Origin of the sequence: Flavobacterium soyae (genome assembly GCF_045348165.1) — a bacterium.
Lineage (GTDB): Bacteria > Bacteroidota > Bacteroidia > Flavobacteriales > Flavobacteriaceae > Flavobacterium > Flavobacterium soyae.
This window is the reverse complement of sequence record NZ_CP150845.1, coordinates 2,136,259-2,155,162: the sequence shown is the minus strand read 5'-3', so window position 1 is coordinate 2,155,162 and position 18,904 is coordinate 2,136,259. Positions and strand designations below refer to the sequence as shown.

General features: G+C 33.9%; 14 protein-coding genes and 1 pseudogene. 13 read left to right on the top strand and 2 right to left on the bottom strand.

Features of this window, described 5'->3' with window-relative positions; all coding sequences use genetic code 11:
* Positions 1-61: 61 nt before the first annotated feature.
* On the bottom strand, positions 62-820 hold the full coding sequence (locus AABD74_RS09415) for a hypothetical protein (RefSeq protein WP_232682339.1): 759 nt from the start codon (positions 818-820) through the stop codon (positions 62-64).
* A gap of 250 nt (positions 821-1,070) precedes the next feature.
* On the opposite strand from AABD74_RS09415, the gene AABD74_RS09410 reads away from it, so the two are divergent.
* Positions 1,071-2,234 (top strand): matrixin family metalloprotease, encoded by a 1,164-nt coding sequence (locus AABD74_RS09410; RefSeq protein ID WP_406845349.1) that lies wholly within the window; start codon positions 1,071-1,073, stop codon positions 2,232-2,234.
* 45 nt (positions 2,235-2,279) lie between these two features.
* Here the strand turns inward: AABD74_RS09410 and AABD74_RS09405 are convergent.
* Positions 2,280-3,851: pseudogene (locus tag AABD74_RS09405) on the bottom strand (DNA gyrase/topoisomerase IV subunit A); the annotation flags it as partial.
* Between the two features lie 1,127 nt (positions 3,852-4,978).
* Between AABD74_RS09405 and AABD74_RS09400 the strand changes: the two are divergent.
* From AABD74_RS09400 to AABD74_RS09345, 12 genes are read left to right on the top strand one after another with little or no spacing between them, the layout of a single operon-like run.
* Entirely contained in the window at positions 4,979-5,581 is a 603-nt protein-coding gene (locus AABD74_RS09400; protein ID WP_232682340.1) for a DUF4255 domain-containing protein, read from the top strand.
* Positions 5,578-6,414, top strand: a complete 837-nt coding sequence (locus tag AABD74_RS09395) for a hypothetical protein (RefSeq protein WP_406845348.1) — start codon at positions 5,578-5,580, stop codon at positions 6,412-6,414. Before AABD74_RS09400 ends, AABD74_RS09395 begins: the two co-directional genes overlap by 4 nt.
* Before the next feature lie 21 nt (positions 6,415-6,435).
* The gene (locus tag AABD74_RS09390; RefSeq protein ID WP_406845347.1) at positions 6,436-8,535 is read left to right on the top strand and encodes a phage tail sheath C-terminal domain-containing protein; all 2,100 of its coding nucleotides are present in this window, start codon (positions 6,436-6,438) and stop codon (positions 8,533-8,535) included.
* Positions 8,536-8,563: 28 nt separating this feature from the next.
* Positions 8,564-8,992, top strand: coding sequence for a phage tail protein (locus AABD74_RS09385; protein ID WP_111290789.1), 429 nt, complete (start codon positions 8,564-8,566; stop codon positions 8,990-8,992).
* 2 nt (positions 8,993-8,994) lie between these two features.
* Positions 8,995-9,441, top strand: coding sequence for a phage tail protein (locus tag AABD74_RS09380; RefSeq protein WP_012025138.1), 447 nt, complete (start codon positions 8,995-8,997; stop codon positions 9,439-9,441).
* Positions 9,442-9,448: 7 nt separating this feature from the next.
* Positions 9,449-9,613 carry a DUF5908 family protein gene (locus AABD74_RS09375; RefSeq protein ID WP_232682343.1) on the top strand — a complete coding sequence of 55 codons (165 nt, stop codon included), beginning with the start codon at positions 9,449-9,451 and terminating at the stop codon, positions 9,611-9,613.
* Between the two features lies 1 nt (position 9,614).
* The gene (locus AABD74_RS09370) at positions 9,615-10,304 is read left to right on the top strand and encodes a LysM peptidoglycan-binding domain-containing protein (protein WP_406845346.1); all 690 of its coding nucleotides are present in this window, start codon (positions 9,615-9,617) and stop codon (positions 10,302-10,304) included.
* Positions 10,305-12,050, top strand: a complete 1,746-nt coding sequence (gene vgrG, locus AABD74_RS09365; RefSeq protein WP_406845345.1) for a type VI secretion system tip protein VgrG — start codon at positions 10,305-10,307, stop codon at positions 12,048-12,050.
* Between the two features lie 58 nt (positions 12,051-12,108).
* On the top strand, positions 12,109-12,399 hold the full coding sequence (locus tag AABD74_RS09360) for a PAAR domain-containing protein (protein ID WP_232682345.1): 291 nt from the start codon (positions 12,109-12,111) through the stop codon (positions 12,397-12,399).
* Between the two features lie 2 nt (positions 12,400-12,401).
* Positions 12,402-12,812 (top strand): GPW/gp25 family protein, encoded by a 411-nt coding sequence (locus tag AABD74_RS09355; protein ID WP_232682346.1) that lies wholly within the window; start codon positions 12,402-12,404, stop codon positions 12,810-12,812.
* 13 nt (positions 12,813-12,825) lie between these two features.
* A complete protein-coding gene (locus tag AABD74_RS09350) occupies positions 12,826-16,224 on the top strand; it encodes a baseplate J/gp47 family protein (RefSeq protein ID WP_406845344.1) in 3,399 nt (1,132 codons plus the stop codon).
* Positions 16,200-18,902, top strand: a complete 2,703-nt coding sequence (locus AABD74_RS09345) for a hypothetical protein (protein ID WP_406845343.1) — start codon at positions 16,200-16,202, stop codon at positions 18,900-18,902. The genes AABD74_RS09350 and AABD74_RS09345 overlap by 25 nt, the downstream gene beginning before the upstream one ends.
* The last annotated feature ends 2 nt before the right edge of the window (positions 18,903-18,904 follow it).

Below are 18,904 nucleotides of genomic sequence, written 5' to 3'. Positions count from 1 at the left end.
AAATAGAAAAAGCAAACACTTCAACTTAATATTGAAGTGTTTGCTTTTATATAAGTTTAAATTAATAAACGTACTGAACAGTTTCAGTATCAGTTGAACCAGAAAGTTTTGTTATTTTTTCTGTTGGATAATTATTCACATCATATGTATAGGTAGATATATATGTATCTGTATGAAGATTACCTTGAGATCCTGAAGTATCAACCTTTTTAATTATGTTTTTAACAGCTGGCTCTTCATCTAATAATAAATTCCAACCTAAAATATTTTTTAAGGGACTATTTTTAGTATCGTATTCATATATTTCCACAGTTTCAAATTTATCGTACAATCTTTCTGCTTTTATTAAATTACCATCTTTGTATGTTAATTTTCCCGTTTGCTGAAATTTTACTTCAAGACCTGTTTTAATGTTAACTTTAAACTGTTCGTAAGAAATTGTACCGTCAGCATTATGCGTATATTTAGTTTTACTATTATGATCATCGTCATATTTTTCAATATAACTTGTCATTAGTCCATCAGTATAGCCATATTCACTAGTGTCTTTTAACAACCCTGTCTCATCAAAGTATTCAATTTTGGTTATTAAATCTCCAGTATAAGTATACTTAGACACGGAACCATCTCCTTCTGTCACACTAACAATTTTATTACCACTATAATGATATTCTTCTGTAAGACGTTCTCCATCACTATAAGTCGTAGTTATTTTTTTAACTAACATTGGAGAAACTGAATCTGATGAATCATTATCATCTTTTGAACAAGAGGTAAATACCAATAATACGGTGCTTAATAAGCATACTAATTTTTTCATGGTTTTGATTTTAAATTAATTTGCTAATTTAAAAACTCACAAAAAATCTTAATCCCTCCATAAGTTATAATAATAACACTATAAGGTTTATTGGCTTTTAATATAACGAAGAGTATGGGAAAGATTTCTACAAAGCGTATCTTCCACTATAAGTCTAAATTATAACACTATAAGACATGTTTTAAAAACCACTAAAAAAAATAGCTTTTTATTTACGATTATTACCAGTTAATATTAATCAATTTTAACCATGAAAAAATTAAAATTTTTAACCGCAATTTTTGCAATCACATTATTATCTTGTAATCATGATGACGATCATATTACCCAAAACCCAGTTGTCTCAGTGGATGATGAAATAATTATGTGCACATTTGATTTTGTAAATTCTCACAATGTCTCTACTTCAAAACCAAATGCTGCTATTTTAAATTCAACTAAATGGCTACCAGAAAGAACTATCAAAATTAAATTTTTGGATGGGGATATTGATATGCAGGAACAAGTAAAAAAATATGCTAGCGAATGGATGACCTATGCAAATCTTAAATTTGAATATGTACCAAAAAATGAATATGCAGATATTAAAATTGGATTTACTGTGGGTAGCCCTGGTGGTGCTTGGTCTATTTTAGGAACAGGCGCATTAAGCACCAAACAAGATCAACCATCAATGCGTTTCGGATGGAATAAAGTAGGAAACGAAGAAAGTGCAAAACGAACTATATTACATGAATTTGGTCATGCTTTAGGGTTAGTACATGAACAAAATAGCCCTGTTGCAAATATTAATTGGAATTTACCGAAAGTTTATAAATATTATTATGATAATATGGATTGGTCCAAAGAAAAAGTAGATGAAAATGTAATTTACAAGTATAGTCCTGAACAAACAAATTATTCAGTATATGATCCGCTTTCTATAATGCATTATTATATTGATCCAAATTTAACTACAGATGGGATTCGTGTTGATCAGCCAAAAGCATTATCAAAAACAGACATGATTTCGATTAATAAATGGTACCCATTTCCTATAGTTTCAAGTATAGAATCTGGAACAAATATTCATGAAATTCCTTGGACAAACTCAATAAAGTCTCCAAGTAATCAATATGAACTAGAATTTTCATATGGTTATTTAAGCGTTTATGACAATAACAACAATAAAACAATATGGCAAGTTGGAGATCATGAATACTCTTTTAAACCAACTTGTTCTCTTGAATTAAATGGTAACATAGTTATTCAGGGAAGAAAGAGAGGTATCATACCTGGTGGATTTTATCGTACAACTTGGACAAGTAATACTGCAGAATTTCCAGGAGCAAAACTTCATTTACAAAATGATGGAAATCTTGTATTAATACATAATGGTATTATAAGATGGTCTTCAAAAAATGGTAAATTATAATTATAAAAAAACGCTAAGAAATCAAATTCTTAGCGTTTTCATTTTTTAGTCTAAAACCAAACCTATCTGACCATCGTCATCTAATTCTGTTTCAACAGGATCATCTTCTGATACTTCTGGTCTTTCAGGAACTTCTTCAACTGGTTCTTCATAAGGTAAAGAATCTAAAAGATTAACTTGTCTTAATTTTTCAGTTGTTAGTTGATTTCCTAATGCTTTAGGTCCTTTTATAGCAATAAAATCCTCTACATCGATATGTAAATCTTCTTTTTGAACTCCTTTTACTTTTGCATAAACTAATTGTGCTACCGGGCGATAATCTGTTGATACAATCTCTAATTGAGAATTTGGATGGTCCGTTATAAAACTTTCCTCTTTATCTGTTTCGACCAGAAAACGTTTTAAATAATATCACTCTTTTTCTCCATCATAATAAATCGCTGAAACTGGTTTTTTAGGATTAAATTTCTCCAGAATAATCATATCTTCATCAAAATGAGTTGATAATTCCGGAATGATAACCTTCAATTTACCGGTTTGATTAATGATTAAGATTTTATCACTTGGTTTAAATTCGCCTAATAATTCTCCTCTTGCATCAACGTTTAGACGTTTTACAGTATCATCAAACCAAACTTTTCTTGGCAATAAAGTCGAAATTCCTTTCTCTTTTAATTCGATTTTCTTGATTGGATATTTAGTAACTAAACTTCCTTTTGAAGCACGTCCTTTGATTGCTAGTTTGGCAAAATCGATATCAAACTTCAATTTCTTGATAGTTCCAATCTGACGCAATAAAATTGTTATTACCTCAGCTTCTCCATTTGGATTATGTGAAAAATAAACAACTTGAGAACCTGCAGTTTCATTCGTTAAATCATAAGGTTTATCGCGTGTTACTCCAGAAACATTGAAGCGTTTGATATATGAAGGGCCTGATTTTCCGTCACGATAAATCATGTTGTAAATCGTGCGTTTATCATTTTTGTCAAAAACAGCAGCGTGTATAATATCTTTTCCGATAAAGGTTTTCGCCTCTACTTTTGTAATCATCAATGTCCCATCTCTTAAAAACACGATAACATCATCAATATCCGAACAATCGCCTACGTATTCGTCTTTCTTTAAACTCGTTCCAACAAAACCTTCTTCACGGTTTACGTAAAGTTTTGTATTTCTTAAAACAACTTTTGTAGCCTCAACGTTATCAAAAACACGAAGTTCCGTCTGACGTTCGCGTCCTTTACCATATTTCTCTTTTAATTTTGTAAAATAAGTAATTGCAAAATCAGTTAAATGTTCTAGATTATGCTCTACTTCTTTCATTTCCTCTTCTAGCCTTGAAATTAATTCGTCGGCTTTATCTGAATCAAAACGCGTAATACGAATCATCGGGATTTGAGTCAGTCTTTGTAAATCGTCGTCATTGATTTCTCTAACGAATGACTTTTTGAAAGGCTCAAAACGATCGTATAAATATTTGTAAAGTGATTCTCTGTCTCCGTATAATTTGAAGTCGATATACATTTCTTCACGAATGAAGATTTTTTCTAAAGTAGAGAAATGCCACTTATTTTTTAATTCTTCTAATTGAATTTCTAACTCCTGACGAAGTAAAAAAGCTTCAGATTTCTCTGTAGCTTTTTTTATTTTACGGCATTTCTTTGAGATTAAGCATTGATAGTAAAATATTATTGTCAATAACATAAAGCCTATTTCTGTAAAACCTTAATTAATTCAAGCTGCTAGTTAATAAAGTGTAGTCCCTACGGGCAATGTCATTAAGTTAAGAGGAAATTTATAAAATTACTTAACAGTTTAATTAAATTAAGAAAGTAATTAGAAAAATCAGTTTTTATCAGCATTTTCGCTTTAGCGAATCAGTAAAATCAGCGTCTAATTGTGACGCGGATAAAACAGATTTACTTCGTAAAAACGCGGATTTGATTTGCAATAATTTTATTTTCTAAAAGCTTAACTTAATGACATTGCCCGTAGGGACAAAAATTGACATGAATAAACTGATTTCTAACAATATATAATCTCTCCAAGATATTTTTTGTTGCTCCGTTAGGAGTTAAATATTGGCAGCCGAATAATAAAATCTGCCAGAAAAAATATCCCGTAGGAATTAAACTTTTTTAGAGCCGATTTATTTATTGAATTATTAAACTAGCAACTTGAATTATTTATAATATTTAAGAATTATAAAAAGAACTTAAATCTTTAAATCCGAAAAAGCTTAAATTATAATCATTTTCAGACAGAACACATTAAACATACCCACTTTAAACATATAAAAATAAAGTAGTTATACCTGATTTACTTATTCTGTTCTAAATTATTTTTATGCCAAAGCTGCCTCATTAGATAAGTCAAATTTTCAGGAAACATCAAATTTGTTGTTTCAATTCATATTTAAAAATTGAACAAATTAATTTTTTCCTTATTAAAATTTTTGAATGTTTTTTCCTTCAAACCCTTGTTTTTACTAAGAATTAAAACAAAGCCACAATATCAGCACAACTAATTAACAACCAATACCTTAAACAAGTAAAAAAAGGGGAAAATTCCCCTTTTTTCGTACCCTTACATTTTTCTAATTTAGTCAACTCTATCAGCCTTGTTTTCTTTACAAGTTTAAAGCACACTCAAAAGCCTATCCTTATTTTTAATCTGCGCCCAGAATCTAATTCCTTTTCAGTAAAATTTCATTTAGTATTTATAATAAATTTTATCAAAAGATGATTTTTGAAGTAATACAAATAATTACAGAACAAGTAAACAACTATCTCGAGGAAATTGGGCTGGACAAATCTGTTGTTCCTGAAAATATTGCTTTTTTAGAATCTCAAAATGATGATATAGCCGACGCATTAAAAAATGCCGTGGCACTTACGATAATTAATTTAGATGAAGAAGCTACTTTAAAAAACTTCCCAAATCATACTATAGAAAATACTAAAACAATTTATAAAAACAATATCGTCAATTTAAATCTGTATATCCTTTTTAGTGCCAACAGAGACAAATATGTCAATTCACTTAAGGACATTTCAAAAATTATCGAATTTTTTCAAGGAAAAAGACTTTTTACTCAAGCCAATACTATTTATAACCGAAACAATATTGCAATGAGCAATGTAGACAACTTTAGATTTACGGTTGAACTCTACACTCCCACTTTTGAAGAGTTAAATTATATCTGGGGAACATTAGGCGGAAAACAGCTTCCGTCTGCCTTATATAAAGTCAGCATGATACAAATTGACCGCAATATTGCACAAGCAGAAGGACAGCTTATCGGTGAGTTCACCGGAATAACCAAAAGAAAAGAACAGTCATGAGTTATTCTTCTACATATGGATTGTTATTTCAAGTAACGCTTCTTCATAATTATTTTTTGAATAACGGAGAAGAAACTTTTGCAAGTATGACAAATGCTGATAAAGAAAAAATGATGCAGCAATTTAGTGCAGATGCATTTATAGCAGTAATGCCAGCTTTAGAAACCAATACTGTACTCAAAAACTACAAAATGGTATTCAAAAAAACTAAAACAGGTTTCGGAATATATATTAAAATGAAAGATGAATTCGACCCATTTATTAAAGTCCCTGCTGATTTAAACCTAAAATTTTTAATCAAAATCAATGATTATCAATTCGAAAATTATACTAATCTGGACTTTGTCCTTAATCAGGTATTCTTATTTAGCAACGTTAGACCTTTAACTGAACCGGTCTCATTTGAATATCTTCCTCTAATAAATGACAACAAGTTAATTTCAAACGATTATTTAGTATCTGAAGAAACAACTGCCAACTTACTTTCAACACTGCAGCCGTCAGAACAGCAAAATGTCTTTGGAATTATTTCGCTTTCCGCTAAAGGTGACAACAGCTCAGGAAATATTATAGACAATTCGGATAAAATGATAAGTCCAAATTTTAAAATTCATTTTGACAATCGAAAAACGTTTTGGAGATACATCAACCGTAAAGCAGGAACCATAATTAAAACTACTGCAGCAAAGCCATTAACGCGATCTGGTTTTGTAGAAATTGACCCTGTTAACGATTTGGATCCTTCGCAACCGGCAGAAAGTCAATACCCAAATCCCTCTGTAAAATCAATAACAAAAATCAATAGTGATTACTATTCGGAAATATTTATTTAATAATTAAAAAACAAATCAATTATGGCAACAACTTACAAAACGCCTGGGGTATATGTTGAGGAAATCGTAAAGTTTCCTCCTTCTGTTGCCCAGGTAGAAACAGCGATTCCTGCTTTTATTGGCTATACTGAAAAAGCCACGAACAAGATTAATGGAGATTTGAAATTGAAACCAACAAGAATAACATCTCTTTTAGAATACGAACGCTTTTTTGGCTTTGCAAAACCAGAGACAACAATTAGTGTTACCATTAATGATGTTTCAACTGATAATGGAGACACAAGATCTATTGTTGTGGACCAGCCAACTTCAAAACAGCCTTTTTTAATGTATTATTCATTGCAGCTGTTCTTTGCAAATGGCGGCGGTCCTTGCTACATTATTTCGGTTGGGCGTTATGGAAATGATTTAGATGAGGAAGACGCTCCTGTCACAACAATCAATAGCATTGCTAAATTGGCTGAAGGATTAACAGAATTAGAAAAAGTAGACGAACCAACACTAATTCTTTTTCCAGATGCAACAAAAGTAAGCGGAATAGATAAAGCTAATTTCTACGGATTATATAATAGCGCATTAATGCAATGCCAAAATCTTCAGGACAGATTTACCATAATAGATACTTTAAGTTATGATGAATCAAGCCCAACAGATCCAAATATAGATGATTTAAGAGGTGTAATTAGTGCTGAAAAAGATACTGTTAAATACGGAGCTGCATATTATCCGCACTTAGAAACCATCTTGGACTATGCTTTTGACAGCAGTAAAATTATATTAAAACATTACTCTTATACGGCAAAAGCGTATGATAAAATTGCTGAGGGGCTAATATCTATAGAAAGTCCAACTTTAGGGATTGATGCAACTGTAGCTAAATTGATTGACGTTACCACTGCTCCCGGAGATATTTCTGGTCAAATTAGTGATTTATTTTTACAGATGTACAGTAATGATGCAACTGGTTTTGATTTAGGCGGAACCTTTGTCAGCAATCCTGCTAAAAAAACAGCTTTCCTTAATAAACTGAATGTTCTTCTTACTTCTTTAGAAAGTTTGTCTCTTTTAAGAAATTCTTTAAACGATGAAGCAAATGCCGCAATCAGTACAATATCTGATGAGGATATGGTTATTGCAAACAACATCACAAGTGCTTTGACTACTTTTAATTCGAATTTTACTACTGCAAATAAAATTGACTCCGTATATAAAAATTTAAAAACATTAAAGAAAAAAATACAGGACGAGAACGCAGTGGCAAAACTGCTTAAAATTGTATCAACAGATGCTGTAAGTTTTGATAAAGAATTAAAAAAACTTGTAGACTATACTCCTTTGACTACTCAAACCGCAATTACGGTAGTTACAAATAATTTTTCCACTATTAAAGCAGACCTGCTTGCACTTTTAAATGCGATTAAATCTGTTAGCGGAAAAGATGTAAATAACGGAGCATTAAACGGAAGAAAATTAAGCACTTTAGAAACTATCGACAATGCAACTTTTAATAAGATACTTACTGAAATTTACAACCTGCCGATAATACTTCCTCCAAGCGCTGCTATTGCGGGAGTTTATGCCAGAGTTGATAAAGACAGAGGCGTATGGAAAGCACCTGCGAATGTAAGTTTGAACTATGTCATAAAACCAACCGTAAAAATAACAAATACCATTCAGGACAACTTAAATGTTGATACTGTTGCAGGTAAATCTATCAACGCTATCAGAACATTTACCGGCAAAGGAACCTTGGTTTGGGGATCAAGAACCTTAGCCGGTAATGATAGTGAATGGCGCTATGTACCGGTTCGACGCTTTTTTAATATGGCCGAGGAATCTATTAAAAAAGCAACCGAACAGTTTGTTTTTGAACCTAACGATGCCAATACCTGGATAAGAGTAAGAGCTATGATTGAGAATTTCTTAATTCTTCAATGGAGAGCCGGAGCTTTGGCCGGAGCAAAACCAGAACAAGCATTTTATGTTAGAATTGGGCTGGGACAAACCATGTCTGCTATGGATATTTTAGACGGTAAAATGATAATCGAAATCGGTATGGCAGTAGTTCGTCCGGCTGAGTTCATCATACTTCGTTTCTCTCACAAAATGCAGGAATCTTAATTAAATCATCATTAAAAAAATATAGATCATGAGTTATCCGTTACCAAAGTTTCATTTCTCAGTTGACTGGGGAGGAACAAAAATAGGTTTTACAGAAGTTTCCGGATTAGATGTAGAAACTGAAGTTATTGAGTACCGTCAGGGCGCAAGTCCGGAATACAGCAAAATAAAGATGCCCGGCATGCAGAAATTCTCTAACATCACCATGAAAAGAGGCACTTTTAAAAGCGATAATGAATATTACGCCTGGTGGAATACGGTAAAACTAAACACCATCGAAAGAAGGGATATTACCATCAAATTACTTAATGAAGAGCACGAACCAGTGATTACCTGGAAAGTAAAAAATGCGTGGCCGACTAAAGTACAATCTACTGATTTAAAAGCCGATGGAAACGAAGTAGCCATCGAGTCAATCGAATTGGTTCACGAAGGTTTATCTATTCAAAATGACTAATCATGGCTAATTATTATCCACCCGTAGGCTTTCATTTTCTGGTTGAATTTGATCAGCTGGGCACAAAAGAAAAAGACCATCAATTTCAATCCGTATCAGGACTTTCTGTAGATCTTGAAACGGAAGAAATTGTTGAGGGTGGAGAAAACAGATTCAAACACAAACTTCCCGTAAAAACCAAATATCCCAATTTGGTTTTAAAAAGGGGGATACTGATTGATTCTGACGTAATTGAATGGTGCAGAAAAGCATTAGAAAATTTCGAATTTAAGCCCGTAGATTTAACTGTAAAACTCTTGAATCAAGACCACGAACCGTTAATGCACTGGAAAGTTGTACATGCTTATCCCGTAAAATGGGCCGTTGAAGATTTTAGTGCTTTAGAAAGCAAAATTGTTGTTGAAAGCTTTGAGCTTGCTTATAATTATTTCACCCTTCATAAAAAATAATTTTACGATGCCAATTGAAATCAAAGAGCTTCACATTAAAATAAACGTGAACGAAAGCTCAAATTCGGGTGCAAAACCAGCTTCTTCACCATCACCTGCTGCAGAAAAAGATACTGTGGCAGAATGTGTCGAGCAAGTAATGAAGATTATTGAACGAAAAAAAGAACGCTGATATGACAACTGGTGAATTAAAAAAACTGAAGATTATTGCCTATAGCGATCCACAATTCAACAATCCCATTTCGGATATTGAAGAGTTCGTTACTTTGATGAATCCCGAAAAATATACTTTTCATTACAAAATAGAGCAAGATACAACCCAAGCCGCCGGAACGAGCAGTCCTGCGCCAAGATTTACAGCAATTGCTCCAGAGGAATTAGAATTGGATTTTGTTTTTGACCGAACTGGCGTTATTGCCGGCAAAGAAAGTACCGAAAACGGTGTTATTGAAGACATTGAGCATTTTAGAAAAGTAATTTTAGAATATAATGGTACAGAACATAAGCCAAACTATTTAAAAATTGCCTGGGGAAGCCTGCTTTTCAAAGGATCTCTCACCGAAATGACCATTGAATATAAACTTTTCAGGCCAGATGGAACACCTATTAGAGCCATTGCAAAAGGAAAATTCAAAGGAGTTGTTGAAGATGAGTTAAGAGCAAAACAACAAAACAATCAATCTCCTGATTTAACGCATACCAGAACTGTAAAAGCAGGCGATACGCTTCCTTTAATGTCTTTTAAAATCTATGGCGATTCAAAATATTATCTCGAAGTAGCAAGAGCCAACAAGCTTATCAATTTCAGAAAATTAAAAATTGGCCAGAAAATATTTTTCCCTCCTCTGCAAAAACAACAATAGATGAACAATAGCGACGTCATACAAACCAGTAAAAGTGCCGATTTAGTAACGCACAAACTGCTTATTGAGGGAACTGAGCTGTCTGGCGTTTACCAGGTAATGAGCATTGTTGTTCATAATGAGGTAAACAGAATACCTATGGCGCAGATTATTTTGACCGATGGAGATGCTGCCGCACGAGATTTTAAATTAAGTAACGAAGATTTGCTCATTCCGGGCAAAAAAATAGAAATCAAAGCTGGCTATCATAGTGATGAAGAAACTATTTACAAAGGAATCGTTGTAAAACATTCCATAAAAATAAAAGACAATTCGTCTCTTTTGATTGTAGAATGTAAAGACGAAGCCGTAAAACTTACTATCGGCAGAAAAAGCAAATATTTTTATGATGTAAAAGACAGCGATGCTTTTGAAGACATTCTTGGCACTTATGGATTGCAAAAAGATGTAGAAAGTACAAATTATAGCCACAAAGAGTTAGTGCAGTACAATACTTCCGATTGGGATTTTATTGTCTCTCGTGCACAGGCCAATGGAAAATTATGTTTTGTTGAAAATGGCAAAATCTCTATTAAAAAACCAGATTTGGCTTCAGAATCAGTTGAAACGGTTGCTTTTGGCGCCACTATGCTCGATTTTGATGCTGAAATTGATGCTCGAAATCAGTTTGCTAAAGTTTCATCCTACAGTTGGAATGCATCCAATCAGGAATTATTAGAAATTGAAGCCAAAGATCCCAGCGTAAGTCTAAACGGGAATTTATCTGCTTCGGATTTATCCGATATCGTAAAACTGGAAAATTTAGAATTGCGCCACGGCGGTAATGTTACCGATACCGAGTTGCAAGATTGGGCTGATGCAAAATTATTATTTCAGCAGCTTTCAAAAGTTCGCGGAAGAGTAAAATTTCAAGGCATTCCAGCCGTAAAGCCCAATACCATTATTACGCTTGAAGGTGTAGGCGATCGTTTTAATGGCAAAGCATACATTACGGGAGTTTTCCATGAAATTGCAAACGGCAATTGGACGGTAAACGTGCAGTTTGGATTAAATCCGGAATGGTTTTCTGAAACGTATGATGTCAATACACCATCGGCTTCAGGGATAATTCCATCCATAAAAGGACTTCATATTGGTATTGTGACCCAGCTTCAGGACGATCCCGACGGCGAAGACAGAATTTTGGTTAAAATCCCAATCATCAATAATGAAGAACAAGGGATTTGGTGCAGAGTAGCAGCTTTAGATGCAGGTGACAATAGAGGCACATTTTTTAGGCCCGAAATTGAAGACGAAGTAATTATTGGTTTTATCAACGAAGATCCCAATGATGCCATTGTTTTAGGAATGCTGCACAGCAGCGCAAAACCCGCTCCTTTAAAAGCAGCTGACGATAATCATCAAAAAGGGATTTTTACAAGAAGCGAAATGAAAGTACTCTTTGATGATGATAAAAAGTCAATAGCCATTGAAACTCCGGCAGGCAAAAAAATAACACTGGACGAAGACAAAGGATCTATAGTTGTTGAAGACGAAAATTCTAACGTGATTACCATTGACAGCGCAGGAATAAAAATGGAAAGTGCAGGCGATATTTCAATAAAAGCAACAGGCGATGTAAAAATTGAAGGTACCAATGTAAATCTAAAAGCAGCCGCCCAATTTAAAGCCGAAGGGAGTGCAGGCGCAGAAATGTCATCAGCAGCGGCAGCGATTGTAAAAGGCAGCATTGTACAGATAAATTAACTCATCCCTTCTACTTTCTCAAACGCTCAAATGAAAGCTTAACTATAAAAAAATAATTATGGGAGCACCAGCCGCAAGAATTAACGATATGCATGTCTGCCCAATGGTAACAGGAACTGTCCCTCATGTTGGCGGACCAATATTACCGCCAGGCTCGCCTACAGTATTAATAGGCGGTCAGCCGGCAGCCTGCTTGGGAGATATGATTGTTTGTACAGGTCCTCCGGATAGTATTATAGCTGGCTCAGCCACAGTGCTGATTGGAGGAAAACCAGCCGCAAGAATGGGAGATTCAACAGCCCATGGCGGAACAATTGTAATAGGATGCCCAACCGTTTTAATAGGTTAATTATGGAAAGTAAAGAAGCTTTTTTAGGTACTGGATGGAGTTTTCCGCCAGAGTTCAAAAAGAACAATAAAGCAGTCGTAATGACATCTGATGAGGCAGACATTAAAAGCAGTCTGGAGATATTGCTTTCTACCAAAATAGGCGAACGCATTATGCTGCCCAGATACGGCTGTAATATGGATGAACTGCTTTTTGAAACATTAGACAGAACACTAAAAACCTATGTTTCAGAACTCATAAAAACAGCAATTTTATATTACGAACCCCGAATTGATGTAGAAAAAATTGACATCACACAAGGCGATGATTTAGAAGGAGAATTATTGGTCATAATCGATTACAGAATAAGAAGTACAAACTCAAGAAGCAATCTTGTTTACCCTTTTTACAAAGAAGAAGGGACTAATGTTTAAAAGTTTATAAGCTATGAGCACCAACGGCAGCCAAATAGACAATGTTATTTTTAAAAGAAATGGAGTTAATCAGGAAGAACGCTTTAGTGACGCATTAGAGCCAGACAACCTGAAACTTCATGATTTTACTATTGAAGACTGGCTGTTATTTGCTTATAATTTTGCCAAAGAAGTCAACTTTTTTGACACTAATAATGATAAAACTCCAGAAGGCGATTGGCAGGAGTTTTTCAGCTATTTTGGTTTTTCAAAAGATAATCTGCCAGATGGTATTCCGAAAAGAACAGATAAGGAATATGCTGCTTTAAAAGAAAACATTACCAAAACATTATCAACTGTTAATATAAATCAGGACCTTACTCCTCACCTAACCTTGTTTGTGTGTTTCCTGAAATTATTGGAATTATCCCAAAACAAGCTTAATCTTATTACCAAAAAGCATTTGGATTTTTTCTATAAAGACATCCTGCAAATTCAAAAACTACCAGCAAAAGCAGATAAAGTCAATATCATTTTTGAACTGGCAAAAAAAATAGCTGAAGAAAAAATAGCTGTCAATACAGAACTTGACGCAGGAAAAGATCCTGATGGCAAAAAGTTAATTTACAAAACCACAGAAGAATTTATTGCCAATAAAGCCAATATAGCGTACCTAAAAAGCGTGTATAATGACGTTGATTTGGGTGAAATAAAATGCAGCGAAATCGCCAATTCTCTGGATGGAAAAGGCGAACCTTTAAAAGAAGACGCTTCATATTGGTTTCCTTTTGGATATAATTCAGATGAAAAAAAGTACCCAAAATTAAGCGATGCCAAATTAGGTTTTGCCATAGCATCTGAATTATTTAATCTTAAAGAAGGCGACAGAAATATTGGTATCACAATTTTTTTTGACGAACCCTTAAAATTTACAAATCAATCATTTACTATAGCGGATTTAGAGAAAAACATTAGCATCCAGTATAGTGGAAAAAAAGGTTGGATTGGAGGTTTCAAACCCGGCACAAGCGTTCCTTTTAATAATATAAATGTATCTTCGAATATTGATGGAAATGTACTAAGATTAGTGTTTCAGATACCAAAAGATAGTCCATCAGTTATTAATTATGATCAGAAAATTTTAGGGGAACATTTCTCTACAGAACTTCCTGTAATCCGATTTCTAATTCATACCGAAGAAGCAAAAGGTCATGCCCTTTTTAGATGTTTAGTTACAAAAACGATAAAAAGCATTACTGCAAAAGTTGAGGTTAATGATGTCAAATCTTTATTATTAGAAAGTGATACCGGTTTGCTTAATGCGGCAAAACCCTTCTACCCTTTTACAACGCAGCCAGAAAAAAACAGTTCATTTATAATCAACTATCCAGAAATCTTTTCTAAAAACTGGATAGGAGCTGATATTAATATCAAATGGAAAAATACTCCATTATCATTTAAAAATCACTATGCTGCCTACAAAGTAACTTTTCTTGAAACTATCAGTAAAGAAATTTTCAACTCTGCAATATTCAAGGATGAAGACAGTCAAACTAAAATGCGTGCCAACCAGCCCGAAGATGCCAGAAAAACCATTTTACAACCAAAAGGTACTGCAGAACCTAACACTATAAAGGTATTTAACCCTGATGGTCCAATTGTTACTGCAGATGACTATTTTAAAGCAACAGTATCAGTTTTAAACAAAGAAGTTTGGAAAGATCAAACGAATGATGTCAAGCTATTTACTGATTCTGATAAAAACAACGTATTTGAATCTAACATCAATGTAAAAGGCGAATATGAAATTGACAAAAGCGGCCCTATCCGATTAACATTAAATCAGTCGTTTTTACATTCATTATATCCCAAAATATATACTTTGGCGATAATGAATGTGGCGGAAGATCCGACTACACCAATTCCAAACGAGCCTTACACGCCACTTGTAGAAAGCATTAGCCTGAATTATTCTGCGGAGGAAAGTATTGATTTTAGGGTTTCTGCTTATGAGTCTAACCGAATAAAACTGTTTCATGAAGCTCCGTTTGGCCAGCGCGAAGAACATTCTTATTTGAAAGAACAGGCCATCAATAAAGAAATTTTAGAGGCTAAAACATCAATTGCAAATTATCTGGTTCCCGATTATTGTCATGGAGGCGAATTTTATGTAGGCCTTCAGGATGCAGAAATATCGCAGCAAATTTCATTATTGTTTCAAATATTAGAAGGAAGCGAAAATATCAGCGTTCCCACTTTTACAGGAAAACAAAAAGTAGAATGGTACATATTATGCGATAATTACTGGAAAAACCTTGACAAGGATATTCTAGCAAATGGCATAGACAACTTCTTAAAGTCGGGTCTCGTAAAATTTGGCATTCCAAAACAGGCAACTAATGACAATACATTGTTTCCAGCCGATACCATTTGGGTAAAAGCAAAAATGCACAAAGACTACGATGCCGTTTGCAAAGTGATTGATGTGAAAACCCAGGTTGTTACTGCAGCATTTTTTGATAACAACAATAATTTAGCGCATTTAGACAGCACATTGCCTGCAAAAACAATATCAAAATTAATTACCAGGGTACCACAAATTAAAAGTATTGAACAGCCTTTTAATTCGTTTGATGGAAAACCATTAGAGTCAGACCCATCCTATTATTTACGTGTAAGCGAGCGCCTGCGTCACAAAAACAGGGCTATAACGCTTTGGGATTATGAACATCTTATTTTACAGGAATTTCCAAATGTTTTTAGAGTAAAATGCCTTAACCATACTTTTATTTCGGGTACAGATACCTCATTTTTATCTCCGGGAAACGTAACGCTGGTCGTAATTCCGGACATCGTAGACAAAAATGTATTCGATATTTATGAGCCAAGAGTAAGCACAGCCACATTAAACAGCATTGAGAGCTTTATTAATTCTAAAAACTCCATGTTAGTGTCTGCAAAAGTAATTAATCCTGATTACGAAAAAGTTATAATAAAACTGGATGTGAAGTTTTATCCAGAATACGATGAGAATTTTTATAAAAAACAGCTCAACGAAGATCTTATAAAATTTCTATCTCCTTGGGCATTTGATACCTCAAAACAAATCATATTTGGAGTTGAACTGCAGCGCAGTATTGTTATAGAATATATCGAAAATCTATATTATGTAGATTTTTTATCGATGCTTGAGATGGCCATTTATGTCGATAAGAATGCCAAAAATGAAGAACCTAAGCCATTGCCATTAGACGATACAGATAAAAATGAGGCTAATATAGATCTTTTAGACTTTCAAACTACACTGTCTCCATCAAGCCCAAAAAACATCTTAGTTTCTGTTAAAAACCACATTATCAGCACCAACATAATAACATGCAAAAAAACAACCCCAGAAGAACCTGAAAAATGTCGATACGAAACCAACATATAACCATTCCTAAAAAATCAGCATCAGAGGACGATTTGGATTTCTTTTATTTAAGAAAAAAAGGAATCGAATATATCGAGTCTTTTGGAAGCAAATTTTGGACAGACTTTAACGAGCATGATCCAGGTATTACGATGCTGGAAATGCTTTGCTATGCCATTTCAGATCTTGGCATGAGGCTCAATCTTCCTATAGAAAATATTTTAGAATCTAATGACATTAATAAAGGCATTCCGAAACAGTTTTTTAAAGCTTCAGAAGTATTGTCTTCTAGTCCTGTCACGCAAAATGATTACCGAAAACTTTTTATAGACATAGATGGAGTTAGAAACTGCTGGCTCGCCAAACATGAGAAAAAAGTCTATGTAGACTGCAAAAAAAATCAGCTTTCTTATGACTTTAAAGATTATAAAGATCTACCCGAAAATTTAAGAAAAACTTTTGAGCTCAATGGCTTGTATGATTTGTATGTAGATTTTGAAAGTTCAAAACCTGCAGAAATAGAGATCGTTAAAGAAAAAATAAGAAAGCAGTATCACGCTAACAGAAACCTTTGCGAGGATCTTGTCGATATCAAAAAAGTGGTAGACTACCCTATAAAAATATGCGTAGATATTGAAGTAAATACTGAAGCTGATGAAGAACTGGTTCATGCCAATGTGATTGATGCTCTGGAAAGTTATTTATCTACAACCGTCAATTTTTATTCTCTAAAACAAATGATTGACAAAGGATACTCAACTCTGGAAATTTTTGATGGTCCATCTTTAGAGAACGGTTTTATTGATACAAAAGAATTGCTTACGGCCGATTTGAGAAACGAAGTACGCCTTTCTGATATCATGAGAATAATCATGTCGGTGCCGGATGTAGTACTGATTAAAGATATTTCTTTGGGTAATTGCGGCGGCGATGATCTGGAAAACAAATGGCTTATCTGCCTTGCTCCTTACCAAAAACCCATTATTTGTGCCAAAAGCGTTTTCAATTACAACAAAGGAGTATTGCCTCTTAACATCAATCAGGCTCAGGTAAAAATTTATTTAGACGCCATAAAAGCCGAAAAAGACAAAGCTACAACCAATGCCAGCCAGAATAAAGAATTAGAAATACCGAATGGTGAATATCTGAACACGGATTTTTATACCACCATACAAAATGATTTTCCTGAAACTTATGGTATTGGCGAAGTAGGTCTTCCAACCAGAGCATCTGTTGAACGTAAATCTAAAGCAAAACAATTAAAAGGATATCTTTTATTTTTTGACCAGATATTAGGAAGTTATTTTAAACAATTAGGTCAGGTAAGCGAATTGCTTTCAGTAAGCGGTAATTTAACCCGAACTCTCTTTACTCAAGTCGTTAAAGACATTGAAGGCGCTAATGACATTGTAGATGGATATGATAATTACACTGATGATAGTATTACAGAACTGCTTTTTGACCAGCAGGACAATAATATTGAACGAAGAAATAAAATTTTAGACCACCTTTTATCACGTTTTGCCGAGAATTTCTCAGAATATGTTTTTGTCAACAAAACCATTTACGGCAATACTACAGATCAGGTAGTATTGCGCGATAAAGAAAACTTTTTAAAAGATTATAAAGTAGTAAGCAAAGAGCGCGGCAATGCTTTTGATTATTACAAACAGCCTATTACCAATTTATGGAATACGAATAATGTTTCAGGAGCCGAAAAAAGGATTTCGAGACTTATTGGTATTAAAGATTACAGCCGTAGAAATCTTTCTAACTCCTTTGTCCAGATGTACAATTTTATTGACACAGACAATCAATCGGTATATAGATGGCGTATTGTCGACACAAATAATGAAATTGTACTTTCTTCAACAGTTGAATACTTTGACACTTCTGCTGCAAATAAAGAACTTTATTTTGCTGTATTGCAAATTATTCAGACACGGGAATATAAAATAAAAGAGGCCTTTAAAAACGGTACAGTAAAAGATTTAGCCATTATCGACAATATTTTAATACAAAAGTCAGATGCTGGGAAATATTCTTATGACATTATAAATCCGGCCATCAAAGACAAGAAAAATCCAAACCGTATTATAGCCCGCAGATTTGAATATTATAATAATCTCCCAGATTTAGAAAAGTCAATTCTGGATTTGATTCAATTTATGAAAGAAGATTTTACCGAAGAAGGAATGTTTTTGGTAGAACACATGATGCTTCGCCCAGATGTAAATCAAACTACAGTAAATCCAGATACTTTCATGCCTATCTGCGCCGAAGAGTGCGGTGATTGCGAACCAATAGATCCCTACTCCTACCGTGTGAGCGTAGTACTGCCAGGATATACATTGCGGTTTGCCAATACCGATTTTAGAAATTATATAGAAAAAATAATTAAGGAAGAACTGCCAGCTCATGTTCTGGCAAAAGTATGCTGGATTGGATATAGGGAAAAAGATGTGAAAGACCCCGCAGAAAACCAGCTTGTTCAATTTGAAAAAACATACAAAGACTACTTGCTTGCCAAAACTGATTTGAATCAAGAGCAGCCGGAACCGCAATTAATCAGTTTTATCAAGGCACTGACCGTTCTCGACAATGTTTATCCAACAGGACGACTGTTTGACTGCAGTGATGAAAACGAGCGATTGTCAGATAAAATTATACTAGGAAAAACGAATTTAGGATCACTATAAAA